Source organism: Paraburkholderia sp. PAMB 6770 (assembly GCF_057748135.1).
On the sequence record NZ_CM173238.1, the window covers coordinates 3,610,709 to 3,636,684 of the forward strand.

Here is a 25,976-nt window from a genome sequence, read left to right on the forward strand (position 1 = left end):
TGCGTCCGCGTGCCTCCGCCACCATCATCAGCCGCGCTCATATTGCCCACTGCTGCTCGATCAGCTTCAGCGCCGCGGCAATCGCGGGCTCCTCCTTGCGCGATGCGAGCGTGATGAAGGTGAGCTGGGTCGGCACGGTGACGTCCTCGACGATCGTCAGCGCGTGCGCGTGCGCCTCGGCCAGCGCGATCGCGTCGCGCGCGAGTGTCAGCCCGACCCCGGATTTCACCAGGTCGAGCATCGACGGTTCCTGATCCACTTCGGCAACCTTGACCGGTTTCACCCCCGCGTCCGCAAACCGCCGCGACAGCAGCCGGTTGTGCGCCGAGGCCGGCGGCGTCCAGATCCACGGCAGCGCGGCGAGCGCGCGCCAGTCGCGTGCGCCCTTCACGCGCTCCTTCCAGCCGGCCGGCGCGAGCACGCGGTACTGGAACTGCGTGAGCGTGAGGGTGTGGAAGGCGGCGCCGTCGCGCGCGTCGTCCTCTTCGGGCTGTCCGATGTAATAGCCGACGTCGAGTTCGGTGGCGCGCACCTGATCGCGCACCCAGCCGGACATGCCGTGCTGCAGCGCGGTTTCGATGTGCGGCCACGTCTCGACAAGCTGCCTCAGGAAGCCGCCGAGACGCAGGAACCCCGGGTCGAGGATCGTGCCGATGCGCAACCGGCCGCGCACCTCGTGACGCAGCGCCGCTGCCGCGCGCTGCACGTCGCCGGCCGCGCCGAGTGCGCGTTCCGCGTGCGGCAGCAGCGCCTGGCCGTCGCGCGTCAGCACCAGTCCGTGCGAGGTCCGCGTGAACAGCGCGAGGCCGAGCGTCTCCTGCAGGTTCTTGATCTGCAGGCTGACGGCTGGCTGGGTCAGGTGCAGCTGCACCGCGGCGCGCGTGAGGTTGCCCTCCTTCGCGACTGCGACGAAGGCACGTAACAGCGTGAGGTCCATATTGTGATATTAGCGCGGCTTATGGCGCATTTGAGCATAACTCATTGGATTTCGAATGCGGTTGGCGATTACGCTTCGGACATCGTGCGCCCGCCACGGACGGGCGGCGCGTGCTTTTCACCAGACGAGGACGAGATGAGCGAGACACATCGGAGCGAAACGGGCCTGCGCGCGCTGCCCCACTTCATCAACGGGGAGGCGGTGGGGGGAGGCAGCGGGCGGGAGGCGGAGGTGTTCAATCCTGCGCTGGGCGCGGTGAGCGCGCGGGTGCCGCTGGCGAACGAGGCGGAGGTGGGGGCGGCGGTGGCGGCGGCGCAGGCGGCGTTTCGCGGCTGGAGCGAGACTGCGCCGATCCGTCGCGCGCGGGTGCTGTTCCGCTTCAAGGAACTGCTGGACCGTCACCAGGACGAGCTCGCGGAGCTGATCACGCGCGAGCACGGCAAGGTGTTCTCCGACGCGAAGGGCGAGGTGATGCGCGGCATCGAGGTGGTGGAGTTCGCGTGCGGGATCCCGAACCTGCTGAAGACGGACTTCACGGACCAGATCGGCGGGGGGATCGACAACTGGAACCTGCGCCAGCCGCTGGGGGTGGTGGCGGGGATCACGCCGTTCAACTTTCCGATGATGGTGCCGTGCTGGATGTTTCCGGTCGCGCTGGCGTGCGGCAACACGTTCGTGCTCAAGCCGTCGGAGCGGGACCCGTCGGCGTCGGTGCGGCTCGCGCAGCTGCTGAAGGAGGCGGGGCTGCCCGACGGGGTGTTCAACGTGGTGCACGGCGACAAGGAGGCGGTGGATGCGCTGATCGCGCATCCGGAGGTGGCGGCGCTGTCGTTCGTGGGCTCGACGCCGATCGCGCGCTACATCCATGCGCAGGCGTCGCGGCGGGGCAAGCGGGTGCAGGCGCTGGGCGGGGCGAAGAACCATCTGGTGGTGATGCCGGATGCGGACCTGGAGCAGGCGGTGGACGCGCTGATGGGGGCGGCATACGGCTCGGCGGGCGAGCGCTGCATGGCGATCTCGGTGGCGGTGGCGGTGGGACACGTCGCGGACGAGCTGGTGGCGCGGCTCGCGCCGCGGGTGAAGGCGCTGCGCGTGGGCAACGGGATGGAGGGGGCGTCGGAGATGGGTCCGCTGGTGACGGGGGCGCATCGGGCGAAGGTGGAGGGCTACATCGAGGCGGGGGAGGCCGAAGGGGCGGCGCTGGTGGTGGACGGCCGTGGCCTGCGGGTGGCGGGGCACGAGGAGGGTTTTTTCCTCGGGGGCACGCTGTTCGACCGGGTGAGTGCGCAGATGAAGATCTACCGTGAGGAGATCTTCGGCCCGGTGCTGTGCGTGGTGCGGGTGCCGGATTTCGCGTCGGCGGTGGAGCTGGTGAACGGGCACGAGTTCGGCAACGGGGTGTCGCTGTTCACGTCGGACGGCGGGGTGGCGCGCGCGTTCTCGCGGCAGATCCAGGTGGGGATGGTGGGGATCAACGTGCCGATTCCGGTGCCGATGGCGTGGCACTCGTTCGGGGGCTGGAAGCAGTCGCTGTTCGGGGATCATCACGCGTACGGCGAGGAGGGGGTGCGCTTTTACACGCGCTACAAGAGCATCATGCAGCGCTGGCCGGACAGCATCGCGAAGGGCGCCGAGTTTGCGATGCCGGTTGCGAAGTAGACATCGGGCGCAGCCGGCCGGCAGACCGGCTGCGCGATGCAGGGCGGCAGTGCAGGTTCCGCTTGAGTGTGCGGCGGACCCGTAAACCAGCAGGCGAATGCCATGGACGGTGGCTCGCCGGGGAGACGACAGTGGGCATGAACCAGGCGACGCGGCCGGGGCCTGCGGGCGCGCGCGCGCCGGCGGGCGAATTCGACTACATCGTGATCGGCGCGGGCACGGCGGGCTGCGTGCTCGCCAACCGCCTGAGCGAAGATCCGGAAACATCAGTACTCCTGCTCGAATCGGGCGGCAAGGACGATTATCACTGGATTCACGTGCCCGTCGGCTACCTGTACTGCATCGGCAATCCGCGTACCGACTGGCTCTACAAGACGCGCGCGGAGCCCGGCCTGAACGGCCGCTCGCTGTCGTATCCGCGTGGCCGGGTGCTCGGCGGCAGCTCGTCGATCAACGGGATGATCTACATGCGCGGACAGCGCGAGGATTACGACGCGTGGGCACACACGACGCAGGATCCTTCGTGGTCGTGGGACAGCGTGCTGCCGGTGTTCCGGCGCAGCGAGGATTATTACGGCGGCGCAAGCGAAGCGCATGGCGCCGGCGGGCCGTGGCGCGTCGAGAAGCAGCGGCTGAAGTGGAAAATTCTCGAAACGTTCTCGCAGGCCGCGCAGCAAAGCGGCATTCCCGCCACTGACGATTTCAATCGCGGCGACAACAGCGGGGTCGGCTATTTCGACGTGAACCAGAAGCGCGGGATCCGCTGGAACGCGTCGAAGGCGTTCTTGCGTCCGGCGCTTGGCCGCCGCAACCTGACTGTGATGACCGGTGCGCACACGCAGCGCCTCGTCTTCGACGGACGCCGTTGCGTCGGGGTCGATTATGTGCGCGACGGCACCGCGTTCTTCGCCGGCGCCCGCGACGAAGTCATCCTCAGCGCGGGCGCGGTGAACTCGCCGCAACTGCTCGAACTGTCCGGCGTCGGCGATGCCGCGCGGCTGCGCGAGTTCGGCATCGATGTCGTGCACGCGTTGCGCGGCGTCGGCGAGAACCTTCAGGATCATCTGCAACTGCGCATGGCGTTCAAGGTCGACGGCGTGCGCACGCTGAACACCGCCAGCGCGCACTGGTGGGGCAAGCTGATGATCGGGCTGCAGTACCTGCTGTTCCAGAGCGGGCCGATGTCGATGGCGCCTTCTCAGCTCGGCGCGTTCGCGAAGTCGGACCCGCTGGACCCCGCGCTCGCGCGCCCGGACCTCGAGTACCACGTGCAGCCGCTGTCGCTCGATCGCTTCGGCGAACCGCTGCATCGTTTCAACGCGTTTACCGCGTCCGTGTGTCAGCTGCGTCCCACGTCGCGCGGCAGCGTTCATATCGTGTCGCCCGCGGCCGACGCCGCCCCGCTGATCGCGCCGAACTATCTGTCGACGGAGTACGACCGCCATGTTGCCGCCAATGCCCTGCGGTTGACCCGGCGCATCGCGGCGGCGCCGGCGCTCGCCGCATACCGGCCACAGGAAATTTTGCCCGGTATCGCGTTTCAGACCGAGGAACAGTTGCAGGATGCCGCTGGCCGGGTCGGCACGACGATCTTCCATCCGGTCGGCACATGCCGCATGGGCGTGGCGGACGACCCCGATGCCGTGGTCGATGCGCGATTGCGCGTGCTCGGCGTGGAGGGCTTGCGTGTCGTCGATGCTTCGGTCATGCCGACGATCACATCGGGCAACACGAATTCGCCGACACTGATGATCGCCGAGCGCGCAAGCGACATGATTCGCGAGGATCGACGCGCGCGTCGGGCAGCACGCGCGTCGAGTGCGCTTGCGTCGAGTCCGGTGTCGATTGCATGACAGTCGTGCGGGGTATCGCGTCACGCGCGATACACACCGCCCGCGCAAATTGAATACTAAGTGCAAATCCCAATGAATGCGCTGCATCATTGGCGAGACAATGGCGAGATACGGCGTGGTGGCCAATGGATTACCGTCCGGATTGGTGCACCACGTCAACGAATGGCACGGGGATAGCAGCCATCGTCATTCAGACGCGTAGTCTCATGCGCGAAAAAATCGTAATGTTTCGCCTCACTTCGTATGGAAGGGAACATGATTCTCGGCGACACGATTCTCGAAACGCGCGGGTTGACCAGAGAGTTCAAGGGTTTCGTGGCCGTCAACGGCGTTAACCTGCGCGTGCGTCGCGGTTCGATCCACGCGCTGATCGGACCGAACGGCGCGGGAAAAACCACCTGCTTCAACCTGCTGACCAAATTTCTCGAGCCGACGTCGGGGCAGATCGTCTACAACGGTATCGACATCACGCGCGAGCGGCCCGCGCAGATTGCCCGCCGCGGCATCATCCGCTCGTTCCAGATCTCCGCGGTGTTTCCGCACATGACCGCGTTGCAGAACGTGCGCGTCGGTCTGCAACGTCAGCTTGGCACCGCCTTTCATTTCTGGCGCAGCGAGCGCACGCTGCATCAGCTCGACGATCGCGCAATGGATCTGCTGACCCAGGTGGGCCTCACCGACTTCGCGGACGTGCCGACCGTCGAGCTGTCGTATGGTCGCAAGCGCGCACTCGAAATTGCCACGACGCTCGCCATGGAGCCGGAGCTGATGCTGCTCGACGAGCCGACCCAGGGGATGGGCCACGAGGACGTCGACCGCGTCACCGCGCTGATCAAGAAGGTGTCGAGCGGCCGCACGATCCTGATGGTCGAGCACAACATGAACGTGATCGCGGGCATCTCCGATACGATCACGGTCCTGCAGCGCGGCGAGGTGCTGGCGGAAGGCACGTATGCCGAAGTCTCGAAGAGTCCGCTCGTCATGGAGGCCTACATGGGCAGCGCCGATGCGACGCTGGCCGGAGCGCACGCATGAATACGCTCGCGGCGCAGCAACGCAGGGCGGACGGCGTGACGGAGCAGGGCGAAGCGGCGCTCGAAATCAGCGGTCTGCAGGCATGGTATGGCGAATCGCATATCCTGCATGGCGTCGATCTCACGGTGAAGCGCGGCGAGGTCGTCACGCTGCTCGGCCGCAACGGCTCGGGGCGCACCACGACACTGCGCGCGATCATGGGGCTGACCGGCCGGCGCGTCGGTTCGATCCGCATCGGCGGTCACGAGACGATCGGTTTGCCGACACACCGGATCGCGCACTGCGGCATCGGTTATTGCCCGGAGGAACGGGGCATCTTCTCGAGCCTGTCGTGCGAGGAGAACCTGCTGCTGCCGCCCGCCGTGGGCGACGCGGCGCACATGATGTCGCTCGACGAAATCTACGAGATGTTTCCGAACCTGAAGGAGCGCCGCGCGAGCCAGGGCACGCGGCTCTCGGGCGGCGAGCAGCAGATGCTCGCGGTGGCGCGCATCCTGCGCACCGGCGCGAACCTGCTGCTGCTCGACGAGATCTCCGAAGGACTCGCGCCGGTCATCGTGCAGGCGCTCGCGCGCATGATCACGATGCTGAAGGCGCGCGGCTACACGATCGTCATGGTCGAACAGAACTTTCGCTTTGCCGCGCCGCTCGCGGACCGCTTCTATGTGATGGAGCATGGCGGGATCGTCGAGCATTTCGGCGCGAACGAGCTTGAAAGCAAGATGCCGACATTGCATGACCTGCTCGGCGTATAGACAGTGCAGAGCCTCTGATAACACAAGCATCAAAACCAGGAGACGGACATGAAATTGAAAACGCTTGCACGGTTGACGGCATGCTGTTTCGCGGCAGCCAGCTTCACGCTGACAGCGGGAAGCGCGCAAGCCGACGAAAACGCGGTGAAGATCGGCTTCATCACGGACATGTCGGGCCTGTATGCGGATATCGACGGCCAGGGCGGTCTCGAAGCAATCAAGATGGCGGTGGCCGATTTTGGCGGCAAGGTGAACGGCAAGCCGATCGAAGTGGTCTATGCGGACCACCAGAACAAGGCGGATATCGCGGCCTCGCGTGCGCGCGAATGGTTCGACCGCGACGGCGTCGACCTGCTGATCGGCGGCACGAATTCGGCCACGGGCCTGTCGATGAACCAGGTGGCCGCCGAGAAGCACAAGGTCTACATCAACGTCGGCGCCGGGGCCGACACGCTCACCAACGAGCAATGCACGCCGTACACGGTTCACTACGCGTATGACACGACCGCGCTCGCGCGCGGCACCGGCTCCGCGGTGACGAAGCAGGGCGGCAAGACCTGGTTCTTCCTGACCGCGGACTACGCGTTCGGCAAGACGCTGGAGAAAGCGACGTCGGAAGTCGTGAAGGCGAACGGCGGGCAGGTGCTCGGCGAGGTGCTGCATCCGTTGTCGGCCTCCGACTTCTCGTCGTTCCTGCTGCAGGCGCAGGCGTCGAAAGCGCAGGTGCTCGGTCTCGCGAACGCCGGCGGCGATACGGATAACGCGATCAAGGCGGCGAAGGAATTCGGCATCACGAAGACGATGAAAATCGCCGCGCTGCTGATGTTCATCGACGACATCCACAGCCTGGGTCTCGAGACGACGCAAGGGCTCGAACTGACCGACAGCTGGTACTGGAATCAGAATCCGGCGGCGCGCAAGTGGGCCGAGCGCTATTACGCGAAAATGAAGAAGATGCCTTCGAGCCTGCAGGCCGCCGACTACTCGGCCACGACGACGTACCTGAAGGCGGTGCAGGCAGTCGGCTCGACGGACGCCGACAAGGTGATGGCCGAGCTGAAGAAGATGAAGATCGACGACTTCTATGCGAAGGGCTACATCCGTGCCGACGGCAGCATGATCCACGACATGTACCTGATGCAGGTGAAGACGCCGGCCGAATCGAAGGAGCCCTGGGATTACCTGAAGATCGTCGCGACGATCCCGGGCGACAAGGCCTTCACGACGAAGGCGGAAACGCGCTGCAAGCTGTGGAAGTAAGGGCGTAGCAAGGCGCCGCCGGTCCGCGTGCGCGCGGCCGGCGGCGCGCACGCGGACCTCTCGATCTCACCTTGACGATGGGTGAAGGGTTCAATGGAAATCTTTGGCATTCCGCTACCGGCGATGCTGAGCCAGCTCATGCTCGGACTCGTGAACGGTTCGTTCTACGCGATTCTGAGTCTGGGGCTCGCGATCATCTTTGGCCTGCTCAATGTGATCAATTTCGCGCACGGGGCATTGTTCATGCTCGGCGCGATGTTCGCGTGGATGGGCCTCGCCTATTTCAACCTGCCTTACTGGGTGATGCTGGTGCTGGCGCCGCTGCTGGTCGGCGCGATCGGCATCGTGATCGAGCGCACGATGCTGCGCTGGCTGTATCGTCTCGATCACCTGTACGGCCTGTTGCTGACCTTCGGCCTGACGCTCGTGATCGAAGGCGTGTTCCGCTCGATCTACGGATCGTCGGGGCAGCCGTATGACGCGCCGGACGTGTTGTCGGGCGCGACCAATCTCGGCTTCATGTATCTGCCGAATTATCGGGCGTGGGTCGTCGTGGCCTCGCTCATCGTCTGCTTTGCGACGTGGTTCGTGATCGAGAAGACGCGGCTGGGCGCGTATCTGCGCGCGGGCACCGAAAACCCGAAGCTCGTCGAGGCATTCGGCGTGAACGTGCCGCGCATGATCACGCTGACTTACGGCTTCGGCGTCGCGCTCGCGGCGTTTGCCGGCGTGCTGGCGGCTCCGGTGATCCAGGTGTCGCCGCTGATGGGGCAGCACATGATCATCACCGTGTTCGCGGTGGTCGTGATCGGGGGGATGGGCTCGATCATGGGCTCGATCGTCACCGGGCTGATGCTTGGCGTCATCGAGGGCTTCACGCGCGTGTTCTACCCTGAAGCCTCGGCGACCGTGGTCTTCGTGATCATGGCGCTGGTCCTGCTCGTGCGCCCGACCGGCCTATTCGGCAAGGAAAAATGATGCAAAGGAAAGTGCTTTACGCGCTGCTGCTGATCGGACTGATCGCGGTGCCGTTCATCGGAATCTATCCGCTGTTCGTGATGAAGGTGCTGTGCTTCGCGCTGCTCGCGGCGGCGTTCAATCTGCTGATCGGCTACACGGGGCTGCTGTCGTTCGGTCACGCGATGTTCCTGAGTCTGGCGGGCTATACGACCGGCTATGCGGCGCAGTCGCTCGGCTATTCTCCCGAGCTCGCGGTGCTGGCGGGCACCGCGGCGGCCGCGCTGCTCGGCCTCGTGGTCGGGCTGTTCGCGATTCGCCGGCAGGGCATCTACTTTGCGATGGTGACGCTCGCGCTCGCGCAGATGGTCTACTTCGTGTTCCTGCAGGCGCCGTTCACGCACGGCGAGGATGGCTTGCAGGCCGTGCCGCGCGGCAAGCTGTTCGGTCTGCTCGACCTGTCGTCGGATGTCGCGCTGTACTACGTCGTGCTGGTTGTGATGCTGCTGATGTTCATGCTGATTGTGCGCATCGTGCACTCGCCGTTCGGTCAGGTGCTCGTGGCGATCAAGGAGAATGAGCCGCGCGCGGTGTCGCTCGGCTACGACACCGACCGCTTCAAGCTGCTCGCGTTCGTGCTCTCCGCTGCGCTGGCGGGACTGGCAGGCGCGCTGAAGGTGCTCGTGCTCGGCTTCGAAACGTTGAGCGACGCCTACTGGACGATGTCGGGCCTCGTGATCCTGATGACGCTCGTGGGCGGCATGGGCACCCTGTTCGGCCCCTTGCTCGGCGCGGCGCTGATCGTCTCGCTCGAAGACCGGCTCGGCGATATCGGCTCGATGCTCGCTTCGGTGACCGGCGTGCAGTGGTTCAATTCGCTCGGCGAATCGGCGACGATCGTCACCGGCCTGATCTTTATCGCATGCGTGCTCGCATTCCGGCGCGGCATTGTCGGCGAGATCGTCGCGCGTGTGCGGCCGTTGCGGACCTGACGTTTTGCCGCGACGATCGAAATTGATTCGGCATCCGAACGAACCAGCATGGACGAGAACGAAGCAGGCCGCTGTACGCAGAGGTCGGACGGGGTACGGACCGGGTCGCGTCGCGGGGAACATGCGCCCCAATCCGGTGCTGCGCTGCACCACTAGGGTAAATGCTAGTTGCCCAGGTTGTGGGCGTTGTTTAATCTTCTCGCAGTTCTGATGAGCACCGAATTTGCAGGTGGAGAACGAGGAGACAATGAGGCACTCAGTGCCCAGCCGAAAGCGCTGTTGGATACGGATCCAACAGCGCTTTTAATTTTTGCGCTCGCGCTTCGCGATTTTGCGCGGTTTCCTCGCCGCGCCTTCGCCACACCCGCCCACATTTCCCCTGTCTTTCCCGCTGTTTTCCGCTTCCCGGTGCGGTGTGTCGCGTTGCTGCGAAATGCTTGCCGCATCCCACGTGCGTCCGCTACACTCGCGATTCACCGACCGCTGGGTCGGCCATTGAACCGGATGGTTGATGCGCGAATGAGCCACACCGCGATGGAACACTACGATGACGCCGGCAACGGGAAAGCTCGATGCCGCGGCTGCCATCACGAGACGGGTGGAAGGGCATGGGGTGTCGCCGCGCGGCGCGCAATCGCGGGGTTGGGTGGCGGCCGGTTTGCAGGTATCGTGGTATAGCGGGATCAGACGGAAGGCGCGTGCAGTTGACGCGCCTTTTTTGTTGTTCGCGGCGGAGGGGGCGGGCTGCAGGGAAAACCATGGTTGGCACACCCGGACCCGGCTGCCAGATTCAGACACCCGGCCGGCGCGCCGGATCATACCTACACAAGCTACAAGCGATTGGAGACGCACAATGAAAAAGACATCCCGATGGGTACGCACGGCGCTTGCGCTGACGCTCGTCTGCGGCGCGAGCGCCGCGTTCGCGCAGATCAAGATCGGCGTGACGCTGTCGACGACGGGGCCGGCTGCCTCGCTCGGCATTCCCGAGAAGAACACGATTGCGCTGCTGCCGAAGGAGATCGGCGGCAAGAGCGTCCAGTACATCGTGCTCGACGACGGCTCGGACACGACCAAGGCCGTGCAGAACACGCACAAGCTGATCGACGAGGACCATGTCGATGCAATCATCGGTTCGACGGTGACGCCGAACTCGCTCGCGATGATCGACATCGTGGCGCAGGGCAAGACGCCGATGATCTCGCTCGCCGCGTCGGCGTCGATCGTCGAGCCGATGGACGCCAAGCGCGCGTGGGTGTTCAAGACGCCGCAAAACGACGGCTTGATGGCTGAGGCGATCGCCGGTTACATGGAAAAGCACGGTGTGAAGACGGTGGGTTTCATCGGCTTTTCGGATGCGTATGGCGAGAGCTGGTACAACGTGTTCAAGGCGGCCGCGGCCTCGCATCACCTGAAGCTGGTGGCGAGCGAGCGCTATGAACGGACGGACGCCTCGGTGATCGGCCAGGTGCTGCGGATCATGAGCGCGCATCCGGATGCGGTGCTGATCGCGGCGTCGGGCACGCCGGCTGCGTTGCCGGCACGGACGCTGAAGGATCGCGGCTACAAGGGCGCGGTCTACCAGACGCACGGCGTGGCCAACAACGACTTCCTGCGCGTGTGCGGCAAGGATTGCGACGGCGAGATCCTGCCGGCCGGCCCGATTCTCGTGGCGGACCAGTTGCCCGATTCGAACCCGGTGAAGCAGTCCGCGGAGGCCTACAAGAACGCTTATGAGAAGGTGTATGGCCCCGGCTCGGTCGTGACCTTCGGCGGCCATGCGTGGGATGCGGGCCACATGCTCGAACGCGCGATTCCGGTGGCGTTGCAGAAGGCGCAGCCCGGTACGGTCGCATTCCGCGAGGCGCTGCGTTCGGCGCTCGAAAACATCAAGGACTTGCGGCTGGCGCACGGGGTCATGAACACCACCCCGACGAACCACAACGGCCTCGACGACCGCGCGCGCGTGATGGTCGAGATCGTCGACGGCAAGTGGAAGTTGCTGGGCAACTGACGCCCGGTTGCACGCACGCATCGCGCACGGGCTGTGCGCGGTGACGCCGCCGCGCGGGGAGCGAATCGCAATGGCCCGATGGCCCGCGTCGCGCGAGTGCGCGGCGCGGGCTTTTTCGCACGATGCGGCCGCATGAGCGCGTCGCATCCTCAAGGCGGTTTCGATTTGGACGTTTCAGGACGGGAAGGATGGATCTCTCAATAGCCGCGATCCTCGCGCAGGACGGCATCACGACCGGGGCGATCTATGCGCTGCTCGCGCTCGCACTGGTGCTGGTGTTCTCCGTCACGCGCGTGATCTTCATTCCGCAGGGCGAATTCGTCTCGTATGGCGCGCTGACGCTCGCTGCGCTGGAGTCGCAGAAATTTCCGGCCGCGTGCTGGCTGCTCGTTGCGCTGGGGGCCGGGTGCTTCGTCGCCGATAGCGCCGTGCTGTTGCGCGACCGCCAGCGGCGTCTGAGGGCGGCGCGCGCGCTGGCCGTGCTGGCGGGCAAATATCTGCTGTTTCCGCTGGCCGTCTATGCGGTGACGCGCGGCCTGTACGCGCAAGCGCTGCCGATGCTCGCGCAAATCGCGCTCGCGCTGCTGATCGTCGTGCCGATGGGTCCCTTCATCTATCGGCTCGCGTTCGAGCCGCTCGCGGAGGCGTCGACGCTGCTGCTGCTGATCGTAGCGGTGGCCGTGCACTTTGCGATGGTCGGACTGGGGCTGTTGATGTTCGGTGCCGAGGGTTCGCGGACCAATGCGTTTTCGGACGCGTCGTTCAATGTCGGCAGTCTGTCCGTCACCGGGCAGAGCCTGTGGGTGATCGGCATGGCGGTCGTGCTGATCGTTGCGCTGTACCTGTATTTCGATCGCACGCTGTCGGGCAAGGCGCTGCGGGCCACGTCGATCAACCGGGTCGGCGCGCGGCTCGTGGGAATCGGCACGAGTCAGGCCGGGCGTCTCGCTTTCACGCTCGCCGCGGGGCTGGGCGCGCTATGCGGGATCCTGGTTGCACCGCTGACGACCATCTACTACGACTCCGGCTTTCTGATCGGCCTGAAGGGCTTTGTCGGCGCGATCATCGGCGGACTGGTCAGCTATCCGCTCGCGGCTGCCGGCTCGGCGCTGGTGGGGCTGCTCGAATCGTATTCGTCGTTCTGGGCGAGCGCGTACAAGGAAGTGATCGTGTTCACGCTGATCATCCCGGTGCTGTTGTGGCGCAGTCTGGCCAGCCGGCACGTTGAAGAGGACACGGAGTGACGCGATGAAACGCATGGTGCAAAACCGTTTTTTCTGGCTGTTTCTCGTCGCGATCTTCGCGTTGCCGGTGTTGCCGCCGCCGCTGCGTCTTTCCGAGTACTGGGTGACGCTGCTCAACTACATCGGCCTGTATGCGATCGTCGCGGTCGGGTTGGTGCTGCTGACCGGCATCGGCGGGATGACGAGCTTCGGGCAGGCCGCGTTCGTCGGCATCGGCGCCTATGCGACCGCGGTGCTGAGCACGCAATACGGCGTTTCGCCGTGGTTTGCGCTGATCGTCGGCGTGGTGATCACCGCGCTGGTCGCACTGATTCTGGGCGCGGTGACGATGCGCCTGTCCGGCCACTTCCTGCCGCTCGGCACGATCGCCTGGGGGCTCGCGCTGTACTACCTGTTCGGCAATCTCGACATACTCGGCAAGTACGACGGCATCAACGGCGTGCCGGCGCTTCACGTATTCGGGATCACGCTCGCGACGGGACGGCACATCTATTACCTGATCTGGCTCGTCGTGCTCGGTTCGGTCGTATCGGTCCAGAATCTGCTGAACAGCCGCCCGGGGCGGGCGATTCGCGCGCTGCGCGGCGGCGGCGCGATGGCCGAGGCGATGGGCGTTCACACTGCGTGGATGCGGGTCGTGATCTTCATCTATGCGGCGGTGCTCGCATCGATCTCCGGTTTCCTTTACGCGCATCTGCAGCGCGCGGTGAATCCGACGCCGTTCGGGCTGAATCACGGCATCGAGTTTCTCTTCATGGCGGTGGTCGGCGGCGTATCGCACGTGTGGGGCGCGGTGCTCGGCGCGGCGATCCTGACGATCCTGCAGGATTACCTGCAAACGTGGCTGCCCCGCCTGCTCGGACAGAGCGGCAACTTCGAAGTGATCGTATTCGGGGTGCTGATGGTGCTGCTGCTCCAGCATGCGCGCCAGGGCGTCTGGCCGTTCGTCGCGCGCTTTTTTCCGCGTGGGCCCCAGGCGCATGTGCCGGCTGAGGCGGCCGGTTTGCCGCAGCGCAGCAAGCCCGCGCAGGGCGAAATGCTCCTGACCATCGACAAGGCACGCAAACAGTTTGGCGGGCTCGTGGCGGTGAACGACGTGAGCTTCGACGTGAAGGCGGGCGAAATCGTCGGGCTGATCGGTCCGAACGGCGCGGGCAAGTCGACCACGTTCAATCTCGTGACAGGTGCACTGCGTGCGACCAGGGGCGAAATCCGCTTCCGCGGAGAACGGATCGAGTCACTTTCTTCACGTGAAATCGTCAAGCGCGGAATCGGGCGCACGTTCCAGCACGTGAAGCTGCTGCCGGGCATGACGGTGCTTGAGAATGTCGCGATTGGCGCGCATCTGCGCGGCCGGGCCGGCGTATGGCGGAGCGTGGCGAGGCTCAATGGCGACGAGGAAGGGCGGCTGATGGCCGAGGCCGCTCGCCAGATTCGCCGCGTGGGCCTCGATGCGCATATGTACGACGATGCAGGCAGCCTGGCGCTCGGCCAGCAACGTGTGCTCGAAATCGCACGGGCGCTGTGCTGCGACCCGACGCTGCTGCTGCTGGACGAACCGGCGGCGGGACTGCGCTTTCAGGAGAAGCAGCAACTCGCGGAATTGCTGCGCAAGCTGAAGGAGGAGGGGATGAGCGTGCTGCTGGTCGAGCACGACATGGACTTCGTGATGAACCTGACCGACCGGCTGGTGGTGATGGAGTTTGGGACGCGCATTGCGGCAGGGCTGCCGCATGAAGTGCAGCAGGATCCGGCGGTGCTGGAAGCCTATCTCGGTGGAGTGGAATGATGGCAGCGATCGCGGATTCCATCACACCGATTCTGGCTGTCAGCGGATTGTCGGTCCGCTACGGCAAGGTCGAGGCACTGCACGGCGCGGCGATCGAGGTGAGACCTGGGCAGATCGTCTCGGTGATCGGTCCGAATGGCGCGGGCAAGTCGACGCTGCTGAACGGCATCATGGGGACGCTGCCCGTGAATGGTCACGTGAAGGGCAGCATCCTGTTTCGGGGCGACGAACTCGCCGATGTGCCGGTCGAGCAGCGGGTGGCGCGGGGGATGTGCCTCGTGCCCGAAAAGCGCGAGCTATTCGCGACGATGAGCGTCGAAGATAACCTGCTTCTCGGCGCATACCGGCGCAAGCGGGCTGGCGACCGGCAGTATCTCGATCAGCTTGACCCGGTGTTCACGTTGTTTCCGCGCTTGAAGGAGCGGCGCAAGCAGGCGGCTGGCACCCTGTCGGGCGGCGAGCGTCAGATGCTGGCATTGGGGCGCGCGCTGATGGGCAAGCCGGATTTGCTGATGCTCGATGAGCCGAGCCTCGGGCTCGCGCCGCTGATCGTGAAGGAGATTTTTCATATCATCAGTGCGTTGCGGCGGACGGGGGTGGCGACGCTGCTGATTGAGCAGAATGCCCGGGCGGCGCTCCAGATTTCCGATTACGGCTATGTGCTCGAGACCGGAGAGCGGGTGCTTGAAGGCACAGCGGCCGCGCTCGCGGAGAATCCGCGAGTAATAGAAACGTACCTCGGGCTCGTGAAAAAGATGGCTTGACGTGTGTTCCGAGCGATGACCGGGCGGTTTCTGGCGGCATGTTTCACGTGGAACATGCCGCTTTTTCCTGACCTGGCCAAACGGACGAAATTCGGGCCGAAAGCGAACCCGCTATAATTCGCCCATACTTTTCCTCAGAAGGCTCACGCGGCGTGCACCGGCGTGAGATCGGCCATGCTTTATCCCACAGAATTTGACGTGATCGTCGTCGGCGGCGGCCATGCGGGCACCGAGGCTGCATTGGCCTCGGCGCGCATGGGCAACAAGACGCTGTTGCTGACGCACAATATCGAAACGCTCGGACAGATGAGTTGCAATCCGTCGATTGGCGGAATTGGCAAAGGACATCTGGTCAAGGAGGTCGACGCGCTGGGCGGTGCGATGGCTGCGGCTACCGACGAGGGCGGCATCCAGTTCCGGATTCTGAATTCGTCGAAAGGGCCGGCTGTGCGTGCGACGCGGGCGCAAGCTGACCGGATTCTCTACAAGGCGGCCATTCGCCACCGCTTGGAGAATCAGCCGAATCTGTGGCTGTTTCAACAGGCTGTCGATGACCTGATGGTAGAGGGCGATCGCGTCGTGGGTGCGGTGACGCAGGTCGGTCTCCGGTTCCGTTCGCGAGCCGTGGTGCTGACGGCTGGTACGTTCCTTGATGGAAAGATTCACGTCGGGCTCAACAACTACACCGGTGGTCGCGCGGGTGATCCGGCGGCGGTCTCGCTTTCGGGGCGTCTGAAAGAGTTGAAGCTGCCGCAAGGTCGGCTCAAGACCGGAACACCGCCGCGTATCGATGGGCGGACGATCGATTTTTCGCGGCTGGAAGAGCAGCCGGGCGACCTGGACCCGGTGCCCGTCTTTTCCTTTCTGGGCCGGGTTGAACAGCATCCACGCCAGGTGCCGTGCTGGGTGACGCATACGAATCAACGCACGCACGACATCATCCGCGGCGGTCTGGATCGTTCGCCGATGTACACCGGCGTGATCGAAGGGGTTGGCCCGCGCTATTGCCCGTCGATTGAAGACAAGATCCACCGCTTTGCATCCAAGGAATCGCACCAGATTTTCCTGGAGCCGGAAGGGCTGACGACCAACGAGTTCTATCCGAACGGCATTTCGACCAGCCTGCCTTTCGATGTTCAACTCGAACTGGTGCGCTCGATGGTCGGACTCGAACACGCGCATATCCTGCGTCCCGGCTATGCAATCGAGTACGACTATTTCGATCCGCGTGGATTGAAGGCGTCGCTTGAGACGAAGGCGATCAGTGGTCTGTTCTTCGCGGGGCAGATTAACGGGACGACCGGCTATGAAGAGGCGGCGGCGCAGGGTTTGCTCGCGGGCATCAATGCTGGCCGCTATGCGCAGGAGCGGGATGCATGGTGTCCGCGCCGCGATCAGGCGTATCTCGGCGTACTGGTGGACGACCTCGTTACCCGAGGCGTGTCCGAGCCCTACCGGATGTTTACGAGTCGCGCGGAGTATCGTCTGAGCTTGCGCGAAGACAATGCCGATATGCGTCTGACGGAAATGGGGCGTGAACTGGGCGTCGTGGACGATACACGCTGGGACGCATTCTGTCGTAAGCGTGACGCTGTTTCACGTGAAACAGAGCGGCTTCGAAGCACGTGGGTGAACCCCAAGACGCTGTCCGCCGTGGAGGCCACGGCGTTGCTCGGCAAGCCGATCGAGCACGAATACAGCCTCGCTGAACTGCTGCGCCGTCCCGGTGTTTCATACGACGGCATTTGCGGTTTGCGCGAAGGAACCTGTGCGCCGACCGAGCCGCTGGCGGACGATGCTGTGTTGCTCGCGCAGATCAAGGAGCAGATCGAGATCGGGATCAAGTACCAGGGCTATATCGAGCGCCAGGCGGGTGAGATCGAGCGGAACGAGTCGCATGAGAATACGCGTCTGCCGGAAGGCCTCGACTATGCCGAGGTGCGCGGACTGTCATTCGAAGCGCGTCAGAAGCTCAATCAGTTTCGCCCCGAGACGATCGGCCAGGCGTCCCGGATCTCCGGGATCACGCCGGCAACGATCTCGTTGCTGATGGTTCATCTGAAGCGTGGACTGGGTCGCCGTCACGCGAAAGCCGGTGTCGCCGATGGCAGCGCGGACAACACGCCGGTGGCTCAATGACGGTAGCGCATACGGGTGGGACGGCCGGGCGCGAAGCGCTGGCCGCGCTGCTGGCTGAAGGCGCCGGGCGATTGGGAATTGCGCTGACGCCCGACCAGCATCAGAAACTGCTGGATTACGTCGCGCTGCTGGGTAAATGGAATAGCGTCTACAACCTGACAGCGATCCGCGATCCGCGCCAGATGCTGATCCAGCATGTGCTGGATTCCTTGTCGGTCATCCCGTCGCTCGCCGCGCGCAGTCCTGCATCCGTGCTCGATGTGGGTTCCGGCGGCGGTCTGCCGGGCATCGTTCTCGCGATTGCCCAGCCCGGCTGGCAGATCACGCTCAACGATATCGTGCAGAAAAAGACCGCGTTTCAGGCGCAGGCCAAAGCGGAGCTGGGGCTGGCGAACCTGTCGGTCGTGACCGGTCGCGTTGAAACGCTCAGGGCGGGCATCGAGGTTCCGGCCCGCTTCGACGCGGTGGTGTCGCGGGCGTTCGCAGAAATGGCGGATTTCGTTACACTGGCCCGACACCTGGTCAGCGCCGGCGGCGTGATCTGGGCGATGAAGGGCGTGCGTCCCGACAGCGAGATCGGGCGTCTGCCCGACGACGCCCACGTGAAGCAGGTGATCCGGCTCACGGTGCCGTTCCTCGACGCCGAGCGGCATCTCGTCGAAGTGGGGCTGGATCCCGCTTCGTGAGTTCGAGGCAGTGGGGCGAGCATTCGTCATACATTCAGGCAGCAAAAGGAATACACGAACGATGGCAAAAATCTTCTGCGTGGCGAACCAGAAGGGCGGTGTCGGGAAGACGACGACAACGGTCAACCTCGCCGCGAGTCTCGCATCGCAGGGACAGCGTGTGCTCCTGATCGATCTGGATCCGCAGGGCAATGCCACGATGGGAAGCGGCGTGGACAAAGCCGCGTGCGAGAACACCGTCTACGAGGTGCTGGTGGACGGCATCGCGATCGACGATGCGCGGGTGCGTCCCGAGGCGGTCGCTTATGACGTGCTGCCGGCGAACCGCGAACTGGCGGGCGCCGAAGTCGAACTGGTCAGCGTGGACAATCGTGAGCGCCGGTTGAAGCAGGCCATCGCGCGGGTCGAGCAGAACTACGACTTCGTGTTGATCGATTGCCCGCCCGCCTTGTCGCTCCTGACCCTGAACGGTCTGTGCGCCGCGCACGGCGTCGTGATTCCAATGCAGTGCGAGTACTTCGCGCTCGAAGGCCTGTCGGACCTCGTCAATACGATCAAGCAGGTGCACGCAAACCTGAACCGCGACCTGAAGGTGATCGGTCTGCTGCGCGTGATGTTCGACCCGCGGATTACGCTCCAGCAACAGGTTTCTGACCAGCTGAAAGAGCACTTCGGCGACAAGGTGTTCGATGCCGTGATTCCGCGCAACGTCCGTCTGGCGGAAGCGCCGAGCTACGGGTTGCCGGGCGTGGTGTTCGACAGTGCGTCGCGAGGCGCACAGGCGTATGTGCAGTTCGGCGCGGAAATGATTGAACGGGTGCGCGCGCTCTGACGCGCGCGGCAACGAGGCGGATCGAGGGCGTACGATGAACGCAGTGGCAAGGAAAAAGGGACTGGGGCGAGGGCTCGAAGCATTGCTCGGCAGCAGTGCGGATATCGCCGAGCCGGTGAAGATCGACGGCGCGCCGCACACGTTGCCGCTCGGCAAGCTCCAGGCCGGCAAGTATCAGCCGCGCACACGCATGGATGAAGGCGCGCTGCAGGAGCTTGCCGCCAGCATTCGCGCGCAGGGTCTGATGCAGCCGATCCTCGTGCGCCCCGTCGCGGCAGACCGGTACGAGATCATCGCCGGCGAACGCCGCTTCCGCGCCGCGCGCCTGGCCGGTCTCGACGAAGTGCCGGTGCTGGTGCGAGACGTGCCGGATCAGGCCGCGGCGGCGATGGCGCTGATCGAGAACATCCAGCGCGAAGATCTGAATCCGCTGGAAGAAGCGCAGGGCATCCAGCGGCTACTCGACGAATTCGGCTTCACGCACGAACAGGCTGCGGAGTCGGTCGGACGGTCGCGCAGCGCCGTGTCGAATCTGCTGCGCCTGCTGAACCTGGCCGCACCGGTGCAGACGATGCTGCTCGCCGGCGACCTGGACATGGGACACGCCCGCGCGCTGCTGGCGGTCGACGCCGCGACACAGATCACGCTGGCCAATCAGGTCGTCAACAAGCGGATGTCGGTCCGGGAAACGGAAAAGCTCGTGACGACCACCGCCAAAGCGGCGCCGGCCGTCAAGGCGAAGGTCCACCACGACGGTGGCCGCGATACGCGCCGCCTCGAAGAGGAACTGTCGGACCTGCTGGCGGCGACAGTCCGCATCAAGCTGGGGCGGCGCGGGCGAGGGCAGGTGCTGGTCGATTTCGGCGATCTCGATGCGCTCGAGGGTATCCTCGCGCGTCTACGCGGCAATGCCGCCGCCTGAGCCGGAGCGCGCGTGACGGCCGGTAGCCCGCAGGCCCGTGAAGCCCGGCGCAATCCACTGCGCGCGCTGATCGCATTTGCCGCCCGCGAACCGGTGTTGTCGGTGCTGCTCGTCGCGTTCGGGATGCTGCAGGTGTGGCGCCCGCACGCGTGGTTGTCGCTGCCGGGCCTGATCGACTGGCAAACCGTACTGACATTGACAGGACTCCTGATCTTGACCAAGGCCGTCGAGACGTCGGGGTTCCTGATGTGGCTCGCGCATCGCGTCGTGCATCACATCCGCTCGGAGCGGGCGCTGGCGTTTCTGCTGATCGGGCTCGCCGCTGCATTGTCCACGTTGCTTACCAATGATGTCGCGCTCTTCGTGGTCGTGCCGCTGACGTTGTCGCTGCACCATCTGACACCGTTGCCGCTCAAGCGGCTCGTGATTTTCATCGCGCTCGCGGTCAATGCCGGTTCGATCCTGACGCCGCTCGGCAATCCGCAGAACCTGTTCCTGTGGCAGACGAGCGGGGTGTCGTTTGGCGGTTTCGTCTGGGCGCTCGCGCCGCTGTGCGGCGCGCTGATGGCGCTGCTCTATCTGATGGCGGGTGCATCGTTTCGCGCGCATCCGCTCGACCTGTCGAACGATGCCGATCCGCATCCGGTCGACCGGCGCCTGATTGCGATCGCGTCGCTGCTGTTTGTGGCGTTCGTGCTGCTCGCCGACTCGCATCACGCCGGCGTCGGCCTCGCCGCGATCATGGTGGGCTTCCTGCTGTGGCGCCGCGAGATCGTGCTGAAGATCGACTGGCTGCTGCTGCTCATTTTCGTTTTCATGTTCATCGTGCTCCGCAGTGTCGCCGCGCTGCCCAGCGTGCACGCCGCGGTCTCGCAACTGGGCCTCGCGACACCCCTGCGCGCTTTTGCCGCAGGGGCGATTCTCTCGCAAGCCATCAGTAATGTTCCTGCCGCGATCATGCTGGCGGAGTTCACGCGCGACTGGCGTGCGCTCGCGTTCGGCGTGAGTGTCGGCGGCTTCGGCATTGCGATCGGCTCGCTGGCGAACCTGATCGCGGTGCGCCTCGCGAAGGAACGCGGGATGTGGCTGCCGTTCCATCTCTACTCGGTGCCGTTCTGGCTGCTGGGCGGCGCGGCCGGTGCGTGGCTGATCGCACATCTCTGAAATGGCGTCCGGCGACACTTTCACGGCGCTTTATCGCAGCTCGCCACCCCGATTCATGCTGCATCGTTAATAGCCGGGTTGCAGGCTTACAGTTGTCGGCTATTGCCGGCCGGAAAGCACTTTTTCCGCATCACGGAGGCCCGTTTCACTGCATTTATTGCGCGGCCTAAAGTCTTGAATCACCTGCAACTATCGCTTACAATCGCCCGGATTGTCAGTTTGATACGCCTGAAGGCCTTGTGTAAGGCGTGGGCCGAACCAAGGATCTGCATGATGCGCGAATCGCCTGACCTGTCGCCCCCCGGGGCGCCAGCTCCGCAGGGGGCGCGTCATCGCTCCGACGCTCGGAAACCATATTCACAAGACGACTGGGACATCGAGCAAGAAAACCCCATTACGCCACTTACGCGGGAAGAAGCGAGGAGACTGTTCGGCCCGAAAGTGGATCGTCCGTCGCGCGTCACGCCGCTGCGGGTGGTGGCGGTACAGATCGTGTTGTCGCTGGTGGTCGCGCTGGTTGCCTGGGCGTTTTCCGGCCTGTCGGCGCAAGCCGTGCTGTCGGCCCTGCTGGGCGGTGCGGCATGCTGGGTTCCGGGTGGTCTGTTCGCGCTGTACCTGAAGCAGGCGGGAGGTCGCTCCAGGATGGCGCTGGTCGCGGGCGAAGCGCTCAAGGCCGCGATGACGCTGGCGATCTTCGTGGCGATCGGCGAGACGTATCATGAAGTGCGTTGGCTGCCCATGCTGGCGGCCTATCTGGTGGGGCTCAAAGCGTATTGGGTCGCGCTGGCGTTTTGATCATGTGTTTGTCGAGAGCGGCAACCGCGCGCGCGCGTCCTGTCGGCAAGCGCGTCGCTGGGCCGGTCGGCAGGCTTGACGTATTTTAATATTGCTAGGGTGTCTGAAAAAAATGGCAGCAAGCGAATCGCACCTGCTCGATCCCGCGGAGTACATCGCGCACCACATGACGTTCTTCTCCAGCCGACCGCAGGCGAACGTCGTCGATTTCTCCATCATTAACTATGACACGCTGTTCTGGTCGATTCTGACCGGTCTGCTCACCATTCTGATCCTGTGGGTGGCCGCGCGCCGCGCGACGTCGGGCGTGCCTTCGCGCTATCAGGGCGCGATCGAGATGCTCGTCGAGATGGTCGAGGACCAGGCGAAGACCATGATTCACGGCAGCCGCGCGTTCATCGCGCCGCTCGCACTGACGATCTTCATCTGGGTCGCGCTGATGAACGCGATGGACCTGCTGCCGGTCGACCTCGCCGGGCGCGTGATCGGCTGGCTCGGCCTGAGCGCGGAGATTCCGCATCAGCGCATCGTGCCGACGGCGGATGTCAATGCAACCTTCGGCATGGCGCTCGGCATTTTCATCCTGATGCTCTACTACAGCATCAAGGTGAAGGGTCTCGGCGGCTGGCTGCACGAACTGATCACCGCGCCGTTCGGCGCCCATCCGGTGCTCTGGATTCCGAATCTGGGCCTGAACATCATCGAATACGTCGCAAAGACGGTTTCGCTTGGCATGCGGCTGTTCGGCAACATGTACGCCGGGGAACTGCTGTTCCTGCTGATCGCGCTGCTGGGCGGCATGTGGAATTTCGGTTTCGATTTCGGCGTGCTCGGTTTTGTCGGGCATGTGATCGCCGGTAGCGTCTGGGCGATCTTCCACATCCTGATCGTATTGTTGCAGGCTTTCATCTTCATGATGCTGACCCTCGTCTATCTGGGGCAGGCCCACGACAAGCACTGAACCTCGCGCGCCCGCCGGGTACACCAGGTTTCTGGTTTTGCTTGACCAGTTTTGTTTTATCGGTTTCTGGTTTTTTTAATTCAGGTAATCAAGTCTTTTTCAGAGGAATAATCATGCAAGAACTGCTCGCCAACATCCACGCTCTGACTGCTCTCATTCAGGGGCCGACCGCTATCGGCATCGGCATCATTATCGGTCTGGGTGCTTGTGGTGCATGTATCGGTATCGGCATGATGGGCGGCAAGTACATCGAAGCGTGCGCGCGCCAGCCGGAACTGATGAACCCGCTGCAAACGAAGATGTTCCTGCTGGTTGGCCTGATCGACGCGGCGTTCCTGATCGGCGTGGGTATCGCCATGCTGTTCGCGTTCGCCAATCCGCTGCTGTCGAAGCTCGCGGGCTGAGTTTCCCCTGGATCATCGCGACCGGCCCCGGTCTGATTCTGGCGGCGAATCCCTTACCCGGCTCAGGCCGGGTGTTTGACCACCAGATCCGGCCCGGCGCGATACGGGCGGCGGGATGCCCGGCAAGGTGTGCGGTCCCCGGATCCGCGCACCGCTTGCCGGGCTATAGCAACATTTGGAAGGAAACACCGTGAATCTCAACGCAACCCTGCTTGCGCAGTTGATCGTGTTCCTGATTCTCGCGTGGTTCACGATGAAATTCGTGTGGCCGCCGATGATCAACGCGATCGACGAGCGCGCGAAGAAGATTGCCGACGGCCTGTCGGCAGCCGAGAAGGGGCAGGAGGAACTGGCGGCGGCGCACAAGCGCGTCGAACAGGAACTCGCGCAGGCCCGCACCGACGGCCAGCAACGCATCGCCGAAGCCGAAAAGCGCGCGCAGGTCGTCGCCGAGGAAATCAAGGCGAACGCGCATGCCGAAGCGTCGCGCATCCTCGCGCAGGCGAAGGCGGATGCCGAGCAGCAGATCATGAAAGCGCGCGAAGTGCTGCGCGGCGAAGTGGCCTCGCTGGCAGTGAAAGGCGCCGAGCAGATCCTGAAGCGCGAAGTCGATCAAACGGCCCATGCCGACCTGCTGAATCAACTGAAAGCCGAGCTCTGATCATGGCCGAACTTGCAACCATCGCCCGCCCTTACGCAGAAGCGCTGTTCCGCGTGGCCGTCGGGGGTGACATCGCCGCCTGGTCCACGCTCGCGCAAGAGCTGGCTCAGGTTGCGCAGCTGCCCGAAGTGCTGTCGGTCGCGTCGAATCCGAAAGTGAGCCGCGCGCAGGTGTGCGAACTGCTGCTTGCCGCGGTGAAGTCGCCGCTCGCGTCGAGTGCGGAGGCGAAAAACCTCGTGCAGATGCTGGTCGAAAATCATCGCCTCGTGTTGCTGCCGGAGATTTCGGCGCACTTCGACGAACTGAAGAACGCGCGCGAAGGCGCGGCGGACGCGTACATCGCGAGTGCGTTCCCGTTCGAAGACGGCCAGCTCTCGTCGCTCGTGTCGAGCCTCGAGCGCAAGTTCGGGCGCAAGCTGAAGCCGACGGTCGAGGTCGATTCGTCGCTGATCGGCGGCGTGCGCGTGACGGTCGGAGACGAAGTGCTCGACAACTCGGTCCGCGCGCAGCTCGCCAGCATGCAGACGGCTCTCACCGCGTAAGCGCCCGCAGCCGGCACGCAACAGAATTGACTATCAGGAGCGAATAATGCAACTCAATCCCTCTGAGATCAGCGAGCTGATCAAGAGCCGGATCCAGGGCCTTGAAGCGAGCGCAGACGTTCGCAACCAGGGCACCGTGATCTCCGTGACCGACGGCATCGTGCGCATCCACGGCCTGTCGGACGTGATGCAGGGCGAAATGCTCGAGTTTCCGGGCAACACCTTCGGCCTCGCGCTGAACCTCGAGCGCGACTCGGTCGGCGCGGTGATTCTCGGCGAATACGAGCACATCACCGAAGGCGACATCGTCAAGACGACCGGGCGCATTCTCGAAGTGCCGGTCGGCCCGGAACTCGTCGGCCGCGTCGTCGACGCGCTCGGCAACCCGATCGACGGCAAGGGTCCGATCAACGCAAAGCTGACCGATGCGATCGAGAAGATCGCGCCGGGCGTGATCTGGCGCAAGTCGGTGTCGCAGCCGGTGCAGACGGGCCTCAAGTCGATCGACGCGATGGTGCCGATCGGCCGCGGCCAGCGCGAGCTGATCATCGGCGACCGTCAATGCGGCAAGACCGCGGTGGCGATCGACACGATCATCAACCAGAAGGGCAAGGACCTGATCTGTATCTACGTCGCGATCGGCCAGAAGGCTTCGTCGATCATGAACGTGGTGCGCAAGCTCGAAGAAACGGGCGCGCTCGAATACACGATCGTCGTGTCCGCGTCGGCTTCGGATTCCGCAGCGATGCAGTATCTCGCGCCGTACGCCGGCTGCACGATGGGCGAATACTTCCGCGATCGCGGCCAGGACGCGCTGATCATTTATGACGATCTGACCAAGCAGGCGTGGGCGTATCGCCAGATTTCGCTGCTGCTGCGCCGCCCGCCGGGCCGTGAAGCGTATCCGGGCGACGTGTTCTATCTGCACTCGCGTCTGCTCGAGCGTGCGGCGCGCGTGTCGGAAGAGTACGTCGAGAAATTCACGAACGGCGAAGTCAAGGGCAAGAGCGGCTCGCTGACGGCGCTGCCGGTCATCGAAACGCAAGCCGGCGACGTGACCGCGTTCGTTCCGACGAACGTGATCTCGATTACCGACGGCCAGATCTTCCTCGAAACCGATCTGTTCAACGCAGGCATCCGCCCCGCGATCAACGCCGGCGTGTCGGTGTCGCGGGTGGGCGGTGCGGCGCAAACGAAGGTCGTCAAGAAGCTGTCGGGCGGTATCCGTACCGACCTCGCGCAGTATCGTGAACTGGCCGCGTTCGCGCAGTTCGCATCGGACCTGGACGAAGCGACCCGCAAGCAGCTCGAGCGCGGCCGCCGCGTGACGGAACTGCTGAAGCAGCCGCAGTACCAGCCGCTGCAGGTGTGGGAGCTGGCCGTGTCGCTGTTCGCCGCGAACAACGGCTACCTCGACGACATCGACGTCGGCACGGTGCTGCCGTTCGAGAAGGGCCTGCGCGACTACCTGAAGACCAGCCACGCTGACCTCATCAAGCGCATCGAAGACACGAAGGACTTGTCGAAGGACGACGAGAGCGCGCTGCATGCCGCGATCAAGGACTTCAAGAAGTCGGGCGCCTATTGATCTCGAGGGATACCTTGAGGCGG

General features: G+C 64.4%; 24 protein-coding genes. 23 read left to right on the forward strand and 1 reads right to left on the reverse strand.

What is annotated here, in order from left to right; translation table 11 throughout:
- Window positions 1-37 precede the first annotated feature (37 nt).
- Window positions 38-937, reverse strand: a complete 900-nt coding sequence (locus AC3AP7_RS16360; RefSeq protein WP_475767366.1) for a LysR family transcriptional regulator — start codon at window positions 935-937, stop codon at window positions 38-40.
- Window positions 938-1,072: 135 nt separating this feature from the next.
- On the opposite strand from AC3AP7_RS16360, the gene AC3AP7_RS16365 reads away from it, so the two are divergent.
- From AC3AP7_RS16365 to atpA, 23 genes are all read left to right on the forward strand, one after another.
- Window positions 1,073-2,596, forward strand: a complete 1,524-nt coding sequence (locus tag AC3AP7_RS16365) for a CoA-acylating methylmalonate-semialdehyde dehydrogenase (RefSeq protein WP_475767365.1) — start codon at window positions 1,073-1,075, stop codon at window positions 2,594-2,596.
- 137 nt (window positions 2,597-2,733) lie between these two features.
- On the forward strand, window positions 2,734-4,449 hold the full coding sequence (locus AC3AP7_RS16370; protein WP_475767364.1) for a GMC family oxidoreductase: 1,716 nt from the start codon (window positions 2,734-2,736) through the stop codon (window positions 4,447-4,449).
- 255 nt (window positions 4,450-4,704) lie between these two features.
- Complete coding sequence (locus AC3AP7_RS16375) at window positions 4,705-5,484, forward strand: ABC transporter ATP-binding protein (protein ID WP_475767363.1); 780 nt, start codon at window positions 4,705-4,707, stop codon at window positions 5,482-5,484.
- A complete protein-coding gene (locus AC3AP7_RS16380; RefSeq protein ID WP_475767362.1) occupies window positions 5,481-6,239 on the forward strand; it encodes an ABC transporter ATP-binding protein in 759 nt (252 codons plus the stop codon). Before AC3AP7_RS16375 ends, AC3AP7_RS16380 begins: the two co-directional genes overlap by 4 nt.
- 48 nt (window positions 6,240-6,287) lie before the next feature.
- On the forward strand, window positions 6,288-7,499 hold the full coding sequence (locus AC3AP7_RS16385) for an ABC transporter substrate-binding protein (protein ID WP_475767361.1): 1,212 nt from the start codon (window positions 6,288-6,290) through the stop codon (window positions 7,497-7,499).
- Window positions 7,500-7,592: 93 nt separating this feature from the next.
- Entirely contained in the window at window positions 7,593-8,477 is an 885-nt protein-coding gene (locus AC3AP7_RS16390; RefSeq protein ID WP_475767360.1) for a branched-chain amino acid ABC transporter permease, read from the forward strand.
- Entirely contained in the window at window positions 8,477-9,448 is a 972-nt protein-coding gene (locus AC3AP7_RS16395; protein ID WP_475767884.1) for a branched-chain amino acid ABC transporter permease, read from the forward strand. Before AC3AP7_RS16390 ends, AC3AP7_RS16395 begins: the two co-directional genes overlap by 1 nt.
- A gap of 210 nt (window positions 9,449-9,658) precedes the next feature.
- The gene (locus tag AC3AP7_RS16400; RefSeq protein ID WP_488324814.1) at window positions 9,659-10,126 is read left to right on the forward strand and encodes a hypothetical protein; all 468 of its coding nucleotides are present in this window, start codon (window positions 9,659-9,661) and stop codon (window positions 10,124-10,126) included.
- A 175-nt stretch (window positions 10,127-10,301) separates the two neighbouring features.
- Window positions 10,302-11,462, forward strand: coding sequence for an ABC transporter substrate-binding protein (locus tag AC3AP7_RS16405; protein ID WP_475767358.1), 1,161 nt, complete (start codon window positions 10,302-10,304; stop codon window positions 11,460-11,462).
- Window positions 11,463-11,650: 188 nt separating this feature from the next.
- The gene (locus AC3AP7_RS16410) at window positions 11,651-12,706 is read left to right on the forward strand and encodes a branched-chain amino acid ABC transporter permease (RefSeq protein ID WP_475767357.1); all 1,056 of its coding nucleotides are present in this window, start codon (window positions 11,651-11,653) and stop codon (window positions 12,704-12,706) included.
- Window positions 12,707-12,710: 4 nt separating this feature from the next.
- Complete coding sequence (locus AC3AP7_RS16415) at window positions 12,711-14,495, forward strand: branched-chain amino acid ABC transporter ATP-binding protein/permease (protein WP_475767356.1); 1,785 nt, start codon at window positions 12,711-12,713, stop codon at window positions 14,493-14,495.
- Window positions 14,495-15,259, forward strand: a complete 765-nt coding sequence (locus AC3AP7_RS16420) for an ABC transporter ATP-binding protein (protein WP_475767355.1) — start codon at window positions 14,495-14,497, stop codon at window positions 15,257-15,259. Before AC3AP7_RS16415 ends, AC3AP7_RS16420 begins: the two co-directional genes overlap by 1 nt.
- A gap of 174 nt (window positions 15,260-15,433) precedes the next feature.
- The gene (gene mnmG / locus AC3AP7_RS16425; RefSeq protein ID WP_475767353.1) at window positions 15,434-17,398 is read left to right on the forward strand and encodes a tRNA uridine-5-carboxymethylaminomethyl(34) synthesis enzyme MnmG; all 1,965 of its coding nucleotides are present in this window, start codon (window positions 15,434-15,436) and stop codon (window positions 17,396-17,398) included.
- A complete protein-coding gene (gene rsmG, locus AC3AP7_RS16430) occupies window positions 17,395-18,084 on the forward strand; it encodes a 16S rRNA (guanine(527)-N(7))-methyltransferase RsmG (RefSeq protein WP_475767351.1) in 690 nt (229 codons plus the stop codon). Before mnmG ends, rsmG begins: the two co-directional genes overlap by 4 nt.
- Window positions 18,085-18,145: 61 nt before the next feature.
- Window positions 18,146-18,916, forward strand: coding sequence for a ParA family protein (locus tag AC3AP7_RS16435; RefSeq protein WP_475767349.1), 771 nt, complete (start codon window positions 18,146-18,148; stop codon window positions 18,914-18,916).
- A 34-nt stretch (window positions 18,917-18,950) separates the two neighbouring features.
- Window positions 18,951-19,838 (forward strand): ParB/RepB/Spo0J family partition protein, encoded by an 888-nt coding sequence (locus tag AC3AP7_RS16440; protein ID WP_475767347.1) that lies wholly within the window; start codon window positions 18,951-18,953, stop codon window positions 19,836-19,838.
- Window positions 19,839-19,895: 57 nt separating this feature from the next.
- Window positions 19,896-21,002: an SLC13 family permease gene (locus AC3AP7_RS16445; protein WP_475767882.1), complete on the forward strand. Its 1,107-nt coding sequence runs from the start codon at window positions 19,896-19,898 to the stop codon at window positions 21,000-21,002.
- A 174-nt stretch (window positions 21,003-21,176) separates the two neighbouring features.
- Window positions 21,177-21,797 (forward strand): ATP synthase subunit I, encoded by a 621-nt coding sequence (locus AC3AP7_RS16450; RefSeq protein ID WP_475767345.1) that lies wholly within the window; start codon window positions 21,177-21,179, stop codon window positions 21,795-21,797.
- Window positions 21,798-21,909: 112 nt separating this feature from the next.
- Complete coding sequence (atpB, locus tag AC3AP7_RS16455) at window positions 21,910-22,758, forward strand: F0F1 ATP synthase subunit A (protein WP_475767343.1); 849 nt, start codon at window positions 21,910-21,912, stop codon at window positions 22,756-22,758.
- Window positions 22,759-22,871: 113 nt separating this feature from the next.
- Window positions 22,872-23,162: a F0F1 ATP synthase subunit C gene (gene atpE / locus AC3AP7_RS16460; RefSeq protein ID WP_475767341.1), complete on the forward strand. Its 291-nt coding sequence runs from the start codon at window positions 22,872-22,874 to the stop codon at window positions 23,160-23,162.
- Between the two features lie 190 nt (window positions 23,163-23,352).
- Window positions 23,353-23,823, forward strand: a complete 471-nt coding sequence (locus AC3AP7_RS16465) for a F0F1 ATP synthase subunit B (RefSeq protein ID WP_475767339.1) — start codon at window positions 23,353-23,355, stop codon at window positions 23,821-23,823.
- 2 nt (window positions 23,824-23,825) lie between these two features.
- Window positions 23,826-24,365, forward strand: a complete 540-nt coding sequence (locus tag AC3AP7_RS16470; RefSeq protein WP_475767336.1) for a F0F1 ATP synthase subunit delta — start codon at window positions 23,826-23,828, stop codon at window positions 24,363-24,365.
- 46 nt (window positions 24,366-24,411) lie between these two features.
- Complete coding sequence (atpA, locus tag AC3AP7_RS16475; RefSeq protein ID WP_475767334.1) at window positions 24,412-25,953, forward strand: F0F1 ATP synthase subunit alpha; 1,542 nt, start codon at window positions 24,412-24,414, stop codon at window positions 25,951-25,953.
- Window positions 25,954-25,976: the final 23 nt, after the last annotated feature.